Raw genomic sequence first — 17,361 nt, 5'->3', positions numbered from 1 at the left:
ATCTTTGACAACTTTGGGAAATGTATTTATAATCACTATCAAACAGATATATTTATGTTTATCGCCCAAATTTTACCAAACTTTGGGCGATTTTTATCGGTTTTTTCTTAACATTCAACACTTCTGCCAGTCTACGTAATGATACTCCTGTATGAGTGTTAATAATTCAACAGGAATTTCTATTGATTCAACTGTCAAGTTTTGGCGTGTTTTAAAAGATTGTTTCAAGCTGTTAAGTACAGTAGATTTTGCTGTAAGTAGCCATGTATCTAGTGAAATTATTACTGAACTGATTTCAGACTGACGTTTTTGTAATTTCCTAATTTTTTGCTGTAAGTTTTGCTGAACAGGAATAAGTTGTTGGTGAGTTGAATTAAATTCAGTAAGCAACTGTGAATTTTGTCTATAAATTTGTGCGGCTGACTCAGATTCAATTATTACTGTAGCTATATGATTGGCATAATCTAAAGCTGTCTTAAATTCAGAAATTTTGGCAGTGACTGTATTATGCAACCAAGCAGCTAAACCAAATGAGCTAACATTTGGGTTGATAATGCCAAGTTCAGAAGCTAAATTGATTGCTAGACGAAGATTTGCAGAAAAGTACTGCACATAAATATCTGTAGATATATATGGCAAAAGGCTACTCCACAAATTGATAAGTTGTGAATCTTGTAAGTCTACTAAAGATTCTTCATTTAACAAATTATCCACAGCAATCTTGAGAGATTCAAGCACAGATATTTGTGCTGTTATTTGTTGATATTCATTAGTTTGTTTTGTACAAGCCAACTCTAAATTAGCTTTGCATGTTTCTAATAGGTTTTGCTCTTGTTGGAATACCTTTTCTAATTTTATATATTCTAAAAATCTCGGTGATAATGTCAACAAATTACTTAATATTTTTGCATCGTTCAGTCTTTTTTCAAGACTGTTTTCACAGTAGGTGGCTGTATTCGTTAGCCACGTATTAATTACTTTTTCTTCTAAAAATGGCTGTCCTTCCTCTCCCACTTTTTCAGCTTTCCCTTTTCGCACCGCCCGAATTACAGGGTTGTGAACTAATCGACTCAGGGCGTTATCTACTGCTAAATTAGCTTGAGAAGCAATTAAAGTACGTCCACCCCGCAGAGCAACTTGATAGCAAATTTCAGCAATTACAGTAGTTTTACCTGTACCTGGCGGCCCTTGAATCAAAGCTAAATCTTCAGATGCAAGCACCATTTCTACTGCTGCTTTCTGGCTAGGATTAGCGGATGATAATAATAAATCATCTGGTTGAAGTTGAACCGTATTTTTTATTGGTCTTGCTTGGGAAGCATCGAAGAAGAAATTTCCTAAGTAGGGATTTTGAGTACGACCTTGATTTAAGTCATCTAAAGCTATTTCTTTACGACGAATCTGTTGTATATCACCAGCAGCTTGAAAATATAAAAATCCTGGAGACGGTAGTTGGTAAAGCCCATCTGCCATCTTTTCTGCTAATTCACGTTCTAGTTTCACACGGATGATACACTTCTGAGAGTCAAATCCTTCAATCAACCCTAATTGGCGACTACCACGCCAGTTTCTTCTATCAGTAACAGTCTCAAACAACCTGATATCTTCATTTTTTGCCCGTCTTACCCGTTGCCAAAAATCTTCCGTATCAAGAGAATTTTCTTCAGCACCGTCAACAGTAGCTAAATCTACGTCAATATCAAAGCTGATGGTTCTGGTAGCAGAGCCATAATTGTGACCTAAGAAATATACACAAAATTGACGTGCTTGAGCAATTTTCTTCTCTGTTTGTAAAAAAGCTTGCCAGGCTTTAATCTGCTCCTCTGTAGGTACATGATCACCACAGATGGGCATTTTAGCTATTCTAGTTAGTGCTGCTGATGGAATATTAATTTGGTATTTGTAGTTTGGCAGTAGGCGCAAAAGACAAGGTAAAGCATAGCTATCGGCATAACCGGATTTAGTTTCTAACAACCGAGTAGAAAGTATTTGTAAACCGCCATATCCATTTTGTTCTACAGCCGCTCTTAATCCTAAAGTTTTTCCGAGGTTTTCAAGTCTTGAAGGAAGTAACGCATCATCTCTATCTGTGGCTATTGTTAACTCCCAAATTTCTTCTCCGTCTTGTTTTCCTTGCCCCTTGCGGCGTATATAAAATAGGCAAGGTTTTTGTCCAAATAATTCCTTCATTAACTTATTAGCAAATTCTCGCCTTTGCTGAAATTCTGAATATGTTTTAAGAACAGTTTGACTTTCAAGATCAAGGATAAGACGGTTGATTGCCGAACCTAGCAATTTATATCCCCAATCTTCTGAAGCTATTTTTACTTCTATGGAGTTGTCTTGGACAGAGGTATTAGCTGTTCTATCCCTATTGTTGAAAGTAGGATTTTGCAATATTTTGGGTTTACGAATTTCCAGAATTTCCTTTTTGTGGTTTTGCTGGGGTGTTGCAGGTCTGTTGCGCGAGTCACTGTGTGGTGAAATTGGTTCATAAGTGAATGTATAGAATTCTGTTTTAGGGATTCCATTTTTAGCCACCAGTTTTTTAGCTGCAACCCGGATATTATCTGCCTCTGTTTCTGAAATTATACTGCTATGGCTTTTGACTGCAATGTTGAGCTGGTCGCAAATCGCTAATAGCTCTTTGTTATCCAAATTCAGTTCTTTTGATAGTTCGTATATTTTTACTTTGCCGTTATCCATCAACAAAACCTATATATGCTAATAGGGTTTTTTGGCTTAATTACATTAAAACATATTTAATTTGAATTACTTAAGTAAAATTACGGGGAGCAATGTCGAAATTTATATTATTTATTAAGACTTACGCGGACTAACGTAAAATCAAGGTTTTTGAACCCGCGTAGGCGGGTTTTGTCTGTGTAGCCGCGACTTCAGTCGCTTGGTAGAAGATGTGAATATATAAGCTTTGCTTTTAATGCAAATTAAAATCAAGAATAGCAGTAGATATTGCGATGAGGTTTTTTATTTTAATATATTATTTATTATTTTTCTGCTTATTGATAACTTATAGACAAAAGTCTTATGTTAATTGGATTACAAACAAATATTTGATAATTGTGCAGAATCATATATACAAAGTTTTTTCTATATGTAATATCTAAAAACAAAAGGTAGATAAGCTACATCATCATAATAGGTTTTCTGTTAAAGCCGTGGTTTTTATAGCTTTCTATTATTTTTTTGACAATTACTAAAAAAATCCTTAAGCTAATAGATAGATGACCAACTATCAACCAAATAACTCCGATTTTGTGAGGTAAATTCAAAATCGTTGTTATAAAGTATCAGCATGAACAAATGAATTGAACTGAATCATTGACGATAAATAGTAACTTCAACAAATTGAGCTTAAACAAAGCTAATACCTGATTTCTTGGATGGCGCTACGCGGTTTTGAAGATAATCCATTCAGGTAGGAATGTTTGTAGTGATTGTCATGCTTGTCTGTTAAACATGAAACTTTGGCTAAGGTGCAGGAAACTATGCTTGATTTTTTTACATCGTTGAACGACCATAATCTACCCTATCCAGATACGCTACATCCCATTGTTGTTCACTTTGTAATTGCAATGGTATTGTTTGCATTTTTCTGTGACTTAGTAGGTTATTTTACTGGTAAAACTCGCTTATTTGAGGTGAGTTGGTGGAATATGTTTGTTGCTACGATCGCCATTTTCGTAGCGATTATTTTTGGACAGTTTGAAGCTGGTTTAGCTCAACCTTACGATGTAGCTAAATCAGTTTTAAATATCCATACCCTGATTGGTTGGTCACTGTCTGGCCTCATCGCCACAATTACTGCCTGGCGCTATGTAATTCGTTCGCGTAACCCGCAAAAATTACCAATTCATTATTTAGCCGTGGGATTTGTCTTAGTAGCAATTGTCGGCTTGCAAGTTTATTTAGGTGATGAATTGGTTTGGGTATATGGATTGCACACAGTACCAGTTGTTGAAGCTGCCAAGGATGGGATGCTGCCATGAATTCAGAACTAATTAATCAATTAAATGTAGAAATAGGCGCTAACGGACTACCTTACACTCTGCCTATTCACCCAAATTTGGTGCATCTGACCATCGGTCTATTCATCATTGGTATTACCTTTGATATCGTCGGTGTTTTGTTTCCTATTCAAAAATGGGTGTTCAAATTCTTAGCAATTACTGTTGAACGTGCCAACTTCTTTGATGTGGGCTGGTACAACATGGTTGCAGCAACTGCCATCACCTTTTTTACTGTAGCTGCTGGCTTTTACGAAATGTTTTTAGCCTCTCCACCAACAGATATCAAGAGTGCATGGGGAATGCCAGCAATGGAAACCATGCTGTGGCACGGTATTGGTGGTGTTGTCCTCCTAGCTTTATTTGTCGGGATGACCATGTGGAGAGGATGGCAACGCTTTTCTTGGAGTAAAGATTACGACGTAGAAGTGCAGTGGAGCTATTTATTTGCGGGAGTCGCAATTATGTTTTTGATGTTCCTGCACGGCACATTAGGAGCGCAGTTAGCTGCCGAATTTGGCGTTCATAACACCGCAGATAGACTACTGCAATTAGGCGAAGACCTGAACACAATGCTCAAATAACTTTTGTCATTCGTCCTTTGTTCTTTGTCATTTGTTAATGACTAATGACCAATACTTCGGCTTCGCTCAGTACAAGTGACCAATGACTAATGACTCATGACTCATGACCAAAACCCATGAAACTCTCAAAGATTTTAAGCGTATTAACATTAATTACTGGTGCGATCGCAATTAGCATCACCAGTATCTGGATAGGTAAACAAGCCTATTCCTGGCTACCACCCCAAGCGGCGGCCGAATCTCATCTGATTGATGATTTGATTAGTTTTTTGGTGACATTAGGCGCATTTATTTTTCTTGGTGTCACCAGCACTTTGATGTATTCTGTGATTTTCCATCGCGCCGAAAAAGGCGACCTCAGCGATGGCCCCCACATTGAAGGTAACGTCACTTTGGAAGTTGTCTGGACAGCCATCCCCATTATGTTAGTACTGTGGATTGCTGGTTATAGCTCCCAAGTTTACGAACAAATGGGTATTCAAGGCCCCGCCCAACTTGTGCATCTGCATAACCCCGTGGGGATGGAATCAGCTTATGCTGCACCCCAAGAGGGTGTAATCAGTGAACCTGTAGAAAAAATTGATGTCATCGCCAAACAATGGGCGTGGGTATTTCATTACCCTGAAAGAAATGTTACCAGTACCGAACTGCATTTACCAAGCGATCGCCGCGTGCGTTTAGCACTGCAATCAGAAGACGTACTGCATGGCTTTTATATCCCAGCATTCCGCCTCAAACAAGACATCATTCCCAACCATACTATCGACTTTGAATTTACCCCCATTCGCCAGGGTCAATATCACCTCACCGACTCGCAATATAGCGGCACTTACTTTGCCACCATGCAGGCAAACGTAGTTGTGGAATCTGACGAAGACTATCACAAATGGTTGGCTAAAATCGCCACACACAAACTCTCCCCCGCCAATAACCAAGCTGCTTCTGAATACGCTAAAGCAGCCAATGAACCAGTGAAAAATGGTTGGGATACCGTCGTACCAGCTGCACCTCCTTTGGTTAATTATTCCGGTTGACAGCAAACTAATTCCCTGCACCCTCAAATCCTTCACACCCCTGTTTCTTCAAAAGAACAATGACTAACATCCCTATTGATGGTCTCAGCCTCCCGGTTGGGAAACCACACCACGAAACCCCAGGAGGCTGGAAACAATATTTCAGCTTTAGCACCGACCACAAAGTCATCGGTATTCAATACCTTGTTACTTCCTTTTTCTTCTTTCTCATCGGCGGTATCTTCGCCATGATTCTCCGGGGAGAATTAATCACCCCCGAAGCCGACTTAATTGACCGCACCGTATATAACGGTATGTTTACCATGCACGGCACAGTCATGCTGTTCTTGTGGACATTTCCTTCACTAGTTGGTTTTGCTAACTACCTCGTCCCCTTAATGATTGGGGCGCGAGACATGGCCTTTCCCCGCCTCAACGCCGTCGCCTTTTGGATGGTTCCCGTAGTCGGGATTTTGTTGATGGCCAGCTTTTTTGTCCCTGGTGGCCCTGCCCAAGCAGGTTGGTGGGCTTATCCTCCCGTCAGTTTGCAAAATCCCACAGGCCACTTGATTAACGGTCAAGTTTTGTGGCTGTTGGCAGTCGCCATCTCTGGTGTCTCCTCAATTATGGGTGCTGTCAACTTTGTGACCACCATCGTCAAGATGCGTGCGCCCGGTATGACCTTCTTTCGGATGCCTTTGTTTGTCTGGGCAGTCCTCAGCGCCCAAATCATCCAATTGTTTGGTTTACCAGCCCTGACAGCAGGCGCAGTCATGTTGTTACTTGACCTCACCGTTGGTACTGGCTTTTTCAACCCCAGCAACGGCGGCAACCCAGTCATGTTCCAGCATTACTTCTGGTTCTATTCTCACCCGGCTGTGTATGTGATTATCCTGCCAGTTTTCGGTATCTTCTCCGAAATCTTCCCTGTCTACTCTCGCAAACCTTTATTCGGTTACAAAGTCGTTGCAATTTCATCCTTGTTAATTGCCGTCGTCAGCGCCATTGTTTGGGTTCACCACATGTATGTCAGTGGTACACCTGCTTGGATGCGGTTGATTTTCATGTTAACAACCATGTTTGTATCTGTACCGACTGGTATTAAGGTATTTGCTTGGGTAGCAACAATTTGGGGTGGTAAGTTGCGTTTGAATACACCCATGTTATTTGCCTTGGGTGGATTAATCATGTTTGTCTTTGCTGGCATCACAGGGATTATGTTGTCTTCTGTACCTGTGGATGTTCACGTTAACAATACTTACTTTGTAGTTGGACACTTCCACTACGTCCTCTTCGGTACAGTGACAATGGGCTTGTATGCTGCCATTTATCACTGGTTCCCCAAAATGACTGGTCGGATGTACTACGAAGGCTGGGGTAAATTACATTTCTGGTTGTCATTTATTGGTACTAACCTCAACTTCTTACCCATGCACCCACTAGGTTTGCAAGGGATGTTACGCCGGGTATCTTCTTATGCGCCAGAGTATGAACAGTGGAATATCGTTGCTAGTCTGGGTGCATTTTTGTTAGGTATGTCTACCTTGCCATTCATCTTCAACATGGTGATTTCTTGGATGCAAGGCGAAAAAGCACCTGATAACCCTTGGCGGGCAATTGGTTTAGAGTGGTTGGTTTCTTCACCACCACCTGTTGAGAACTTTGAAGAAATTCCTGTAGTTATCTCTGAACCTTACGGTTATGGCAAATCAGAACCGTTGGTGGCAGAAGAGAAGGGTGTAGGGGTGTAAGGGTATAGGGTTGTAGGGAATTAACACCCCTTAAACCCTTAAACCCTTACACACTTAAACCCTCAAACCCTCACACCCCTATTTCTCTAACGAACGAATCAGGAAAAACAATAACTTCCCAACTGATTCGCATTGATTAACGACAGGAATAATAATTTGTGATGAGGCTAGTTCAACACGAATAGATAATAACAAATGTGTTTCTAGCTCTTTGAGGGAACCTTGGGCGATGTATAAAAATTGAATATACTCGCCACGTGTTCTTCTTCCATAACCTTCAGCAATATTAGCTGGAATTGATGACGCAGCTCTACGAATTTGAGCAATCATTCCATAAGTTTCTTCTTTGGGAAATGCTTTTGTTGCTTTGTAACACAATTCAGCAACATTCATGGCTTCTTGCCAAACTTTCAAATCTCGATAAGACTGCATTAACTGTTCTGATATTTAGTGCTACTTCGTTTTACTCCACAGTCAATGGAAGTGCCTAGTACAACAAGGCAAAAGTAAAAGGTCAAAAGGAAAAAGAAAGAATATTGATACCACAAGCTTTTTAGCAATTCCTTGTGGTCTGTTTATTTCTGCCGACCTGTACTAGCAGTTTTTACACCCATATACCCTTACACCCTTACACCCTAATATCCCTATGGACAGTTCTCTAGATTCCTATCAGTTGCAGAATCACTCTCATCATGGTGGTGAGCATGGACATGACGAAGAAGGCAATAAAATGTTTGGTTTTATTGTGTTCTTACTATCGGAAAGTGTAATTTTCTTGAGTTTTTTCGCCGGCTACATTGTCTATAAGTTAACAAACCCTAACTGGCTACCGGCTGGTGTAGAAGGATTAGAAGTTAGAGAACCAGCAATTAATACTGTTGTGTTGGTTGCAAGTAGCTTTGTAATTTATTTGGCAGAACGCTCCCTACAACGTCACAATTTGTCTGGTTTTCGGATGTATCTGCTGGCAACAATGGCAATGGGCAGTTACTTTTTGGTCGGGCAAGCTATTGAATGGAGTCACCTGGCTTTTGGTTTCACATCTGGAACTTTTGGCGGAATGTTCTACCTGTTAACTGGGTTTCACGGTTTACACGTTTTAACAGGTATTTTGTTGCAATTAATGATTTTGATCCGTTCTTTTATTCCAGGTAATTACGAATCTGGCCACTTTGGTGTAAATGCTACTTCACTATTTTGGCACTTTGTGGATGTGATTTGGATTGTGTTGTTTGTTCTGCTTTATGTTTGGCAGTAAATATTAAATTTGTCTAGATACAAAGCCAATTTTCAGGGGAAGGGTAAGAGAATTTACTCTTTCCTCTGTTTTTCATATTTAGATATTCTCAAGATAATTTTATTCTGATTTATAAAATTATGTCACTCTATCTCTGTATAGATGTGAAAAATCTCTTTTCAAGATAAAACTTGGAAGGCTTAATGTAGAAAATTTAATTTTACTGAGCCAAACAAATTCAGTATATACAATCTTTCTTAGAAATATTTACTTCACCAATGGCAATCCAATCTTTAGTCGCAAGCCCAATTATTGCATTTACTATTCTGCTCACAGTAATTTTTACTGTACCACCAATATTTGAAAAATTGCGATTGCCGGGATTGGTAGGTTTGCTAGTAGCAGGTGTGATTTTAGGAGAAAATGGTTTAAAGTTACTTAATTCTGAATCTGACACCATCAAACTGCTATCAGATATTGGTAAAATTTATTTGATGTTTGTCGCTGGGTTAGAAATTGATTTAGAACAGTTTCGTAAAACTAAAAATCGTTCTATTGGATTTGGTACTCTGACTTTTATAGTGCCATTAATAGCTGGTGTTTTAGTTGGGCGGTTATTTAATTTTGGTTGGAACTCTTCTTTTTTAATTGGTTCTTTACTGGCATCCCATACTTTATTGGCTTATCCAATTGTTAGTCGGTTGGGTGTAGTGACAAATGAAGCTGTGACTGTAACAATTGGTGCAACAATTTTTACTGATACAGGTGCTTTGTTGGTCTTAGCAATTTGTGTGGGGATTCATGGTGGAGAATTTACAGCCTTGAGTTTAGCCACACTTTTGGGTGGATTAGCTATTTATTCGGTTGTGGTTTTGTTTGGTTTTGACTGGGCTGGTAAGGAATTTTTTCGGCGTTCGGGAGATGAACAAAGCAATCAGTTTTTATTTATTTTACTAGCATTATTTTTGGCTTCTGTGGGAGCGCAAGTTATTGGAGTTGAGAAAATTGTTGGGGCGTTTTTAGCGGGTTTAGCTGTTAATGATGTTTTAGGACGTAGCCCCGTTAAAGAGAAAGTTGAGTTTATTGGGAGTGTGTTATTTATCCCGTGTTTCTTTGTAGATATGGGGTTATTGATTGATATCCCGGCATTTCTCAAGACCCTGAGTTCTGTTTGGTTGGCTGCGGTTATCGTCATAGCTTTAATTGGCAGTAAGTTTATTGCAGCATTTTTAGCAAAATTATTTTATCGCTATAACACCGCAGAAATGCTCACAATGTGGTCGTTATCTCTACCGCAGGTAGCAGCTACATTAGCGGCGGCATTAGTAGCTTATCAAACTGTTAACCCTGCTGGTGAAAGGTTAATCAGTGAAGGGGTTTTAAATAGTGTGATTCTCTTGATGCTGGTGACTGCGATTTTAGGGCCAGTCATTACCTCTAGGTTTGCGACGGCTTTACAAGTTAGTGATGCAGATTTAGAAACAGATAGTCTGGCAACTTGGTGGGAAAGTCATGAAATTGAGATAGAAGAATCATCAAATCAATTCACTGTAGTAGTGCCGATTTACAATCCGCAAACCCAGCGTTATTTAATAGAAATGGCCGCATTATTGGCGCGTCATGAAGGGGGGAGAATTGTTCCATTAGCGATTACTAAAGCGTTGATTCAGATGGATGATCCGCAATTGGTGACGGCGCTGGAGCAAAGTCAAAAAAGATTGCAGTTGGCGCAGGAAATTAGTCAAGAATTTGATGTGGAAGTATCACCAGCAATTCGCATTGATGATGATGCAGCTTTAGGAATTAGTCGTGCGAGTCGAGAACGTAATGCGAATTTAGTGGTGATGGGTTGGTCACAAACTACAGGTTTTCGCGCTCGTTTGTTTGGAAGTGTAATTGATAGTGTGTTTTGGTCTTCACATTGTCCGGTAGCGGTGACACGTTTATTGAGTAGTCCAACCAGTATCCAAAGAATTTTAGTACCTGTTGGTGATTTGACGCGACAAACTATCGGTGCTGTTAGGTTCGCGCAAATTCTAGCTGATGTGAATCAGGCAGAGGTGGTATTGTTGCATGTGAGCGATCGCAAAACTCCCCCAGCTTTAGTAGAAAAATTTACATCGCAATTAGCGGAAATTACGACAAAAAGTCAGTTACAGGTGAAAACTAACATCCAGACAGTGAAAGGTGATGATGTCGCTAGAGTAATTATTCGAGAAGCTCAAGCCTTTGATTTAGCAGTATTGCGTTCTGTACGCTATCGTACAGCCGGCGGTTTAGGTGTGAGTCAAGTCACAACTCAAATTTTGAGAGAGTTGAAATGCTCGATTGTATTGCTCGGTGAACCTCACTCGTAAGCTCTGCTCAATTTACTCACAGTATTTCATGAAGTTGAAAGTTTAATTTCTATCGTTGGTCATACCTCAGTGGATACTCCAAACTGAATCTATGTTAGATAACCTAGTTAATATGTTGTCGTGATTAGAAAGCTTAGATATTTTAGACTTTTGAACGCTCCACAGTACTAGGAAGTTACATTAAATGCAGATTTTTCAAGTTTGGAATCAATTAACTGGGTGGAAGTTTAGTAAATTCTTGAGTCAGACAGTGGCTTTAGGAGTTGGTGCTAGTGTTTTGTTATTTAGTGCTAGTGCTAATGCTGCTGAACAAGTGATTTTAAAGTATGGTAGCTTTCAAGGGCCTGTTTCGGTTGCAGAGTTAAATCAGTTTGTGCAAACAGGTAAGACTACCCCAACAATTAGCAATTATTTACAAGCGGCGAAACAAGACCCAAATGTAGCGCGTAAAGCCTTAGTTGCAGGTATTAAAGCTGAACCTGCTTATTTAAATAGCTTGCTGTCTGGCTGGACAGGGCCGATTTTACTATCTCAAATTGGTGATGTGGTGCATCCGCCTGCGGGAGAGTTAGATGCACAGGCGCTAGAAACATCTTTGAGTAAGTCTATTCAGCACGATGGGGAAATTACTCTGTTAGGTGCAATTCGTCATTATCCAGATCATACTGTGGAAATAGAAGGCGATCGCCTCATTCCAGTTTATGAAAGATTAAGTAGCTTGGCAAAAGTTCTCTAGATACTAAATTTATTTAGAGACGTTGCATTGCAACGTCTCTATCGATTAATCTACACGTTGAATCCCAACGTGCTGTGTAAAGACAAACCAATCTTTCGAGAAACCTTTAAATTCAATATCCTTCAGACTAAATTTGAGATGATTATCCTTCAGAGTAAATTTCACAATATTATTGTTGTCTGGTTTGTCGGTGAATAAAATTAATTCTGTACCGCCTGGAATTGCCTGCTTGGATTGATCCTTCAGGTCTTTAGAATCTACAGGTTGGCGCTTGATGATGGTATCTACATTAAACACCAATTTAAGAAACCCTTGTTGATTGCCGACAGACTGGCGATCTACTATTATATTTACTGTATTTTTGGCTTGTTGCTTAGTAGCGATCGCTTGAATATTTTCCACAGGCGTAATTTCATCTGGGATAATTTTGGTGTGTTTGCCAAAGGCATACCAGTTACTACTAAAACCTTTAAATTGAATATCTTCTAAAGATAATTTATAGTACTCAGAATGAGCCGCAGGTATTTCGTAAGACTTCAACACCAGTAAAGTCCCAATCGGAATCTTTTCTTGTTTCGTACTTGGCAATTGACTAGATTGCACTGGTTCTTGTTTAAGAATTGTATCTTGAGTAAATAGCACACGATTTAAGCTTGCCATATTCTGACCCTGAGAACTTATATCAAGTTATACAATATACAATTCAAGTTTTACAGTTAAAATTCCAGATTTATGCTCAAAAAGCATCGAATACCCGATTTATTCAATAAATCGGGTATCCTCTAGGTTAAATATTAGCCAGCCTATAAATTAATTAAGAATTAACCAAAACCCCTAACTGTTTGTTTTTGCCCTTTAGCTTTAGGTTTAGATTTATTAACTTCTGCTAGTGCTTCTTGAAACAAATTATGTAAATGTAAAGGCACACTGGCAATTTCTGGTAATTCTGGCTCGATAGGCTTACCATACTCTTGCAAGAGTTTATCTAAGTCATGACTCAAGTTAAACTCTGGACGTTGCAAAAAATCTTGCAAGACTTTTTCTAGTTGATTTGGGTATTGTTGTGCTAACCGATGCCAGATATAAGCATTAATACTTTTATCTTCCAGATAATAACGAATTAGTTTTTCTGCACCTTCAATTTTGCGCCAATCATCAGCTAATAAAATAGTTTTAAATTTAGTATATGTTGGTAAAAATATCAATCCCCAACGCGGATGAGAAATTGCTGTGACTTGTTCTGCTTTTCGCAATTCAGCAGGTAAATCAACCTTTGGTGCAACCATTTTTTGTTTGCCGTTTTTCCCATTCAGCATTTGCGAAACTACATTAGAATCTACACCAACTTCTTTCGCGGCTGCGGCGATTTCATCTTGACTGATACCTGCTTCTGCTGCTACCTCATCTAAAGATTTAGAAGTATCTAATCCAGCAGCTTGGAGATATTTCTCACTGATAATTTCTTGAAATTCAACTATTTTTTTATTTAATTGATATCCTGGTAAAGTAACTTCATCACTACCAAAAAAGTCAATAAACTGCTGATGATACTGCTCGACTGAGTGCCATGCTTCTTCTAGTAATTCAGGAGCATCGCTGTAAAGATGACTTTTATAATTATCTTTAAAATTCCCAATAGCCACAGCAAGTTTTGGCTTGCCAAGTTTACCCATAAAAGTGTGAGGGCCAGAAAATATCCATTCATTTTCAGTCAGGGGAGAAATGCGGGTAAGTAAGATATCTCCAGGCTGGAAACGAGATATGCCTTGTTGTTTTTCCGTACCATTAGACTTGACAATGTAATTTTTTGCTGTCAGGACTGTGTAATGTTTAGCCGTCAGCCAGTTCATCAACTCCAAACCATCAGCTAGAATTTGGGTGATGGTAAATAAGCCAATAAAGCTACGATGCCAACTATTGAGTAAATTGCGATCGCTCGGTGTTAAATCTGCATTACTAGCAATAAATAACTCTACAGGGGAACTCTCACCAACTTTCCCTTCTGTAATAAACCTATCTATAATTAAATCTTGTTGCGTATGATCGCCATTTCCCCGACGCGACTGTGTGGCTGCATAAACCTCTAATGCTTGCGCTAGTTCACCTTCAGCATCCAGGACAAAATCAACCAAAGCTTGTTTAAGTGTTTGCGCTCTTTTTACTAAGACATCCACAAGCGAATCTCTCTGCTCAACAGTTGTAGCCTATAGCGTTTTGGCAGAGAACCACATCTAGCAATAGCTATATTTCTTTTAGGGTATTCCAAAAAATAAATAAGTAGGTGGGTATGAATATTTATCGTTAGGTCAAGGTAGGAGGGAAGAAGGTTTGGGGCAACTTTACTTTTAGTTACATACTTCGTTGTTTTTACGCCTTTCTACTTAATCTAGTTCGTTAAATAAAAAAGACTTCTATCTTTCTGAAAGTCTAGTTTCATCTTGAAAGAAATACCTCCAACGCGGTTCACAGTTTCGCTATCAGGGACAACTTGCCAACCGAACCTTTGATATAGCTGCAAAGCCGGATTTGTGCTTCTAATACTGAGTGATATGGCTGGGTAAGACTTTCTGGCGGTTGTGAGTAAATGAGTGAGTAATTTTGTACCTATACCTTGATTGCGATATTCCGGGAGAGTTGCGATCGCCAGCTCCGGTGTAAAATCATCAATATACCCATATCCTCGATTCTCCCCTGTTAATAACCGTATCCACGCTGCTCCTACAGGTTGATGAGTGTTTGTATGAATAGCAACGAAGCCTAAATCAGCTTTGCGTCCCCAACCTTGAACATATCTAGCCAAATCAGGATTATTCATTACATCCTGAATAGTTTTACCTTCTTGTTGTATGTGTGCCGCTTCGCACAGCATTTGCCATAAAAAAGGTTCATCTTCGGGTGTAAGGAGACGAATCGAATCATTCATATTCTAAGAAGATATCTTGCACCGAAAAAGAGCGATGCCTAAAGCGGACTGTGCCAACGCACTTACCTCTGTATATTAGCCTGTACCTAAAAATCATTGACCGTTTGTAGCGATCGCATTTCATCCGATAATCAACAAAGCGTATGCACTAACAATTAGTTTGAGAACGAATTTCTTGTAAAATATGAGAAATTTCTGCTTCTGATTCAATATGTCGTGCCAGCACTTGAGCAGTAGCCTCTAGCACACGGTTAGAAAATAACTTAGCTAAATCTTGGCGTAAACCTTGCCCAATATAAAACTTAAGTAATGCCTCACAGGACATATCTCGACTTTCTGCTATTTTTTTCAGAGATTCTAAAGTATCTTTGGGTATTTCTAAGGTTACTGTTTCATTGGGGCGTGAGTGCAGTTGTAAGATAAATTCCTCTTCAGGATTGTTCATAAAGTTTTCTCTCTGTACGAGTCGCAGGACAAGCAGAAATAATGCGAGTTCGTAATCCACGTTCTACATAGACTACAAGGAACAAACGTTGTTCAAGGGAATACCCAATGATAAAAGCGCGTAGTTCGCTACTAGAAGCATTGATAGGGTTTGCATCACCAGTTTGGTAGAAAGGATCGAAAAAAACCTCTGTGGCTTCTTCAAAGGTAACACCATGTTTTTCAATATTGCTTTGTGCTTTGTTGCTATCCCACTCAAATTCAACACCTTGTAGGCGATAAACAATATCCATACATATATTTTATCTTCATAGGCGCGATGCCTGCGCGATCGCACCGACTATCTATAATAACCCGTACCTTAAAATCACTAACCATGTGTAGCGATCGCATTTCATCTGATAATCAACAAAGCGATCGCACATCCAAAAATCACTTTTATCTCAGTAAATCCACATAATTACGTGTCAAGACTAAAATAGTGCAATATAAAAAATGGCATTTTAACACTGATGATGCTCGTGTCAAACTTAAACACCTTTATCCGATTTTTGAAACCCAAGAATCAGGTGTTTCTCATGCAACATTTTAGTCTAGATACGCCACTAACGCACCGCCAGATTATGATGGTGCGTTAGACGCTGGTATATAATTTTTGTGATGAATTAGCTGATTCTGAATTCTAACTTCTAAATTCTGACATTACAATGATTCAGGCTTGTCGGTGGTAGCTACTCTTGGTTGGTCTAAATAGCCATAAACCATCCGAGAAACTTGATTAATAAAATCTCTAGCTTTCAAATCATTAAAAGGTCTTCTGACAAAGATTCCAGCTAAATAACGCTTACCGGATGGCATTTGAATAATTCCAGCATCACCTAGTACAATGCCTAAAGTTCCGGTTTTATGAGCAATCACCGCACCTTTACCCAAACCAGCAGGTAATAATTTGGTGTTATGAACACGCTGCATAATACCTAAGACACGACCACGACTAGAATCACTCAACAAGCGATTATTTGCAACCAACGCTGACAGCCTAACTAAATCTTTGGCGCTGGTTGTATTGGTACCCTTGAAATCGCCGAGTAAATTCCGTACAACAGTGTTTTGCAGTCCCCAACTACGAAAACGCTGATTTAAGATAGCCTTACCACCCAAGCGATCAATAATCATGTTGGTAGCAGTGTTATCACTGATGGTAATCATCTGAGTCGCAGTTTCTAACAGACTAAAACGAGTTCCAGCACGTTTATATTGAAATTCTCCTGAACCACCAGTGATTAAGTCACGTCGCATCACCAAGGTTTCATTCAGTTTGATTCTACCAGCATCAATTTCTTGAAATAAGGCAATCAAAATTGGAAATTTAATGGTACTAGCGGCGGGAAATACTTTCTCACCATTGAAATCGAGATAGTTACCTGTATCTAAATCTAAAAAGAACAATCCTGGGTCAAGGGAACGATATCGAGATGCTAATGCTTGTACCCGCGATCGCAATTGTGGTATTTCCTTACCTAAAGGTACAACTCCCGCAAACAAAGAAACATCACTAACAGCAACAGGAATTTGTTCTTCGCTGGATGTAGAAACATTATTATCAGTAGGATTTTGAATCCGTTGCACTGAAGGGAATTTTACTATCCAATGAGTTGCAGAATCACCTTGAACCAATAACTTAGCAGGGTCTACGGTGTATCCTGGTGCTAATTCAACTACTAATCTTGTGGTGTTATCGTCAACCTTACCAACACGGATTTCGCGGACTGTCGCACCATAGTTTTTCCGAATTGTATTTGTATTCAGTTTTGTACCCGGAAGATCAATAACTAACCGCGTGGGATTTTGAATTAAAAATGCTCTAGGCTTCACACCAGAGACAGTAGTAATGTTAAGTTGATTTTGGGCGGTGTCAAAACTCCAAGATTCTAAGCGAGAGGCTTTTGCTGGAGAAGAAAGCAGGACAATACTGACAACGCTAAGCAGAAATAAGCGTAATCTCATGCGTGTGATTATTGAGAGCGACAGTTGAATTTACTTGCACTAATTTTCGAGACCGTACCGGTTGATCCGGAATAAACTCGAATCATAATTCGTAGCAAATCATTACGTCAAGACACGCAAACCACATAATAGTTCCTTCACCATAAATTTAATCAGGAACATCTGCCAGAAAAGCAACTAATACATAGAGATTTTTGAAGATATTTTGGATAAATTGCAGAATTAAGTGAGCCAAAATCATAAATTCTCTGGATAAAGGTTATTTTTGTCAAAAGTCCACA

The 17,361-nt window shown here is 39.3% G+C and carries 16 protein-coding genes; 8 read left to right on the top strand and 8 right to left on the bottom strand.

What is annotated here, in order from left to right:
- Window positions 1-114: 114 nt before the first annotated feature.
- Window positions 115-2,706 (bottom strand): translation initiation factor IF-2 N-terminal domain-containing protein, encoded by a 2,592-nt coding sequence (locus H6G75_RS18820; protein WP_190981532.1) that lies wholly within the window; start codon window positions 2,704-2,706, stop codon window positions 115-117.
- 803 nt (window positions 2,707-3,509) lie between these two features.
- Between H6G75_RS18820 and H6G75_RS18815 the strand changes: the two genes are divergently transcribed.
- From H6G75_RS18815 to ctaD, 4 genes are all read left to right on the top strand, one after another.
- Entirely contained in the window at window positions 3,510-4,010 is a 501-nt protein-coding gene (locus H6G75_RS18815) for a DUF2231 domain-containing protein (protein WP_190981531.1), read from the top strand.
- Window positions 4,007-4,612 (top strand): DUF2231 domain-containing protein, encoded by a 606-nt coding sequence (locus H6G75_RS18810; RefSeq protein ID WP_190981530.1) that lies wholly within the window; start codon window positions 4,007-4,009, stop codon window positions 4,610-4,612. Before H6G75_RS18815 ends, H6G75_RS18810 begins: the two co-directional genes overlap by 4 nt.
- A gap of 116 nt (window positions 4,613-4,728) precedes the next feature.
- Window positions 4,729-5,646 (top strand): cytochrome c oxidase subunit II, encoded by a 918-nt coding sequence (locus H6G75_RS18805; protein ID WP_190981529.1) that lies wholly within the window; start codon window positions 4,729-4,731, stop codon window positions 5,644-5,646.
- A 59-nt stretch (window positions 5,647-5,705) separates the two neighbouring features.
- Window positions 5,706-7,376: a cytochrome c oxidase subunit I gene (gene ctaD, locus H6G75_RS18800; RefSeq protein WP_190981528.1), complete on the top strand. Its 1,671-nt coding sequence runs from the start codon at window positions 5,706-5,708 to the stop codon at window positions 7,374-7,376.
- 78 nt (window positions 7,377-7,454) lie between these two features.
- Here the strand turns inward: ctaD and H6G75_RS18795 are convergent, their stop codons facing one another.
- The gene (locus tag H6G75_RS18795; RefSeq protein ID WP_190981527.1) at window positions 7,455-7,808 is read right to left on the bottom strand and encodes a four helix bundle protein; all 354 of its coding nucleotides are present in this window, start codon (window positions 7,806-7,808) and stop codon (window positions 7,455-7,457) included.
- Window positions 7,809-8,022: 214 nt separating this feature from the next.
- On the opposite strand from H6G75_RS18795, the gene H6G75_RS18790 reads away from it, so the two are divergent.
- The 3 genes from H6G75_RS18790 to H6G75_RS18780 all read left to right on the top strand — a co-directional run bounded on the left by H6G75_RS18790 (window position 8,023) and on the right by H6G75_RS18780 (window position 11,706).
- Complete coding sequence (locus tag H6G75_RS18790) at window positions 8,023-8,634, top strand: heme-copper oxidase subunit III (protein WP_190981526.1); 612 nt, start codon at window positions 8,023-8,025, stop codon at window positions 8,632-8,634.
- Window positions 8,635-8,891: 257 nt separating this feature from the next.
- Entirely contained in the window at window positions 8,892-10,970 is a 2,079-nt protein-coding gene (locus H6G75_RS18785; RefSeq protein WP_190981525.1) for a cation:proton antiporter, read from the top strand.
- A gap of 184 nt (window positions 10,971-11,154) precedes the next feature.
- Window positions 11,155-11,706, top strand: coding sequence for an alpha/beta hydrolase (locus tag H6G75_RS18780; RefSeq protein ID WP_190981524.1), 552 nt, complete (start codon window positions 11,155-11,157; stop codon window positions 11,704-11,706).
- Window positions 11,707-11,751: 45 nt separating this feature from the next.
- On the opposite strand, the gene H6G75_RS18775 is transcribed toward H6G75_RS18780, so the two are convergent.
- The 5 genes from H6G75_RS18775 to H6G75_RS18755 all read right to left on the bottom strand — a co-directional run bounded on the left by H6G75_RS18775 (window position 11,752) and on the right by H6G75_RS18755 (window position 15,366).
- Entirely contained in the window at window positions 11,752-12,366 is a 615-nt protein-coding gene (locus H6G75_RS18775; RefSeq protein ID WP_190981523.1) for a hypothetical protein, read from the bottom strand.
- 161 nt (window positions 12,367-12,527) lie between these two features.
- The gene (locus H6G75_RS18770) at window positions 12,528-13,880 is read right to left on the bottom strand and encodes a hypothetical protein (protein WP_190981522.1); all 1,353 of its coding nucleotides are present in this window, start codon (window positions 13,878-13,880) and stop codon (window positions 12,528-12,530) included.
- A 212-nt stretch (window positions 13,881-14,092) separates the two neighbouring features.
- Complete coding sequence (locus H6G75_RS18765; RefSeq protein ID WP_190981521.1) at window positions 14,093-14,629, bottom strand: GNAT family N-acetyltransferase; 537 nt, start codon at window positions 14,627-14,629, stop codon at window positions 14,093-14,095.
- Window positions 14,630-14,777: 148 nt separating this feature from the next.
- Window positions 14,778-15,074: a hypothetical protein gene (locus H6G75_RS18760; protein WP_190981520.1), complete on the bottom strand. Its 297-nt coding sequence runs from the start codon at window positions 15,072-15,074 to the stop codon at window positions 14,778-14,780.
- Complete coding sequence (locus H6G75_RS18755) at window positions 15,061-15,366, bottom strand: BrnT family toxin (RefSeq protein WP_190981519.1); 306 nt, start codon at window positions 15,364-15,366, stop codon at window positions 15,061-15,063. Before H6G75_RS18755 ends, H6G75_RS18760 begins: the two co-directional genes overlap by 14 nt.
- 26 nt (window positions 15,367-15,392) lie before the next feature.
- Between H6G75_RS18755 and H6G75_RS18750 the strand changes: the two genes are divergently transcribed.
- Entirely contained in the window at window positions 15,393-15,533 is a 141-nt protein-coding gene (locus H6G75_RS18750; protein WP_190981518.1) for a hypothetical protein, read from the top strand.
- 242 nt (window positions 15,534-15,775) lie between these two features.
- On the opposite strand, the gene H6G75_RS18745 is transcribed toward H6G75_RS18750, so the two are convergent.
- Window positions 15,776-17,080 carry a serine hydrolase gene (locus tag H6G75_RS18745; RefSeq protein ID WP_190981517.1) on the bottom strand — a complete coding sequence of 435 codons (1,305 nt, stop codon included), beginning with the start codon at window positions 17,078-17,080 and terminating at the stop codon, window positions 15,776-15,778.
- Window positions 17,081-17,361: the final 281 nt, after the last annotated feature.

Origin of the sequence: Nostoc sp. FACHB-280 (assembly GCF_014697615.1) — a bacterium.
Lineage (GTDB): Bacteria > Cyanobacteriota > Cyanobacteriia > Cyanobacteriales > Nostocaceae > Nostoc_B.
Note: the sequence above shows the minus strand (reverse complement) of the source record. Positions and strands in the feature narration are given on the sequence as shown.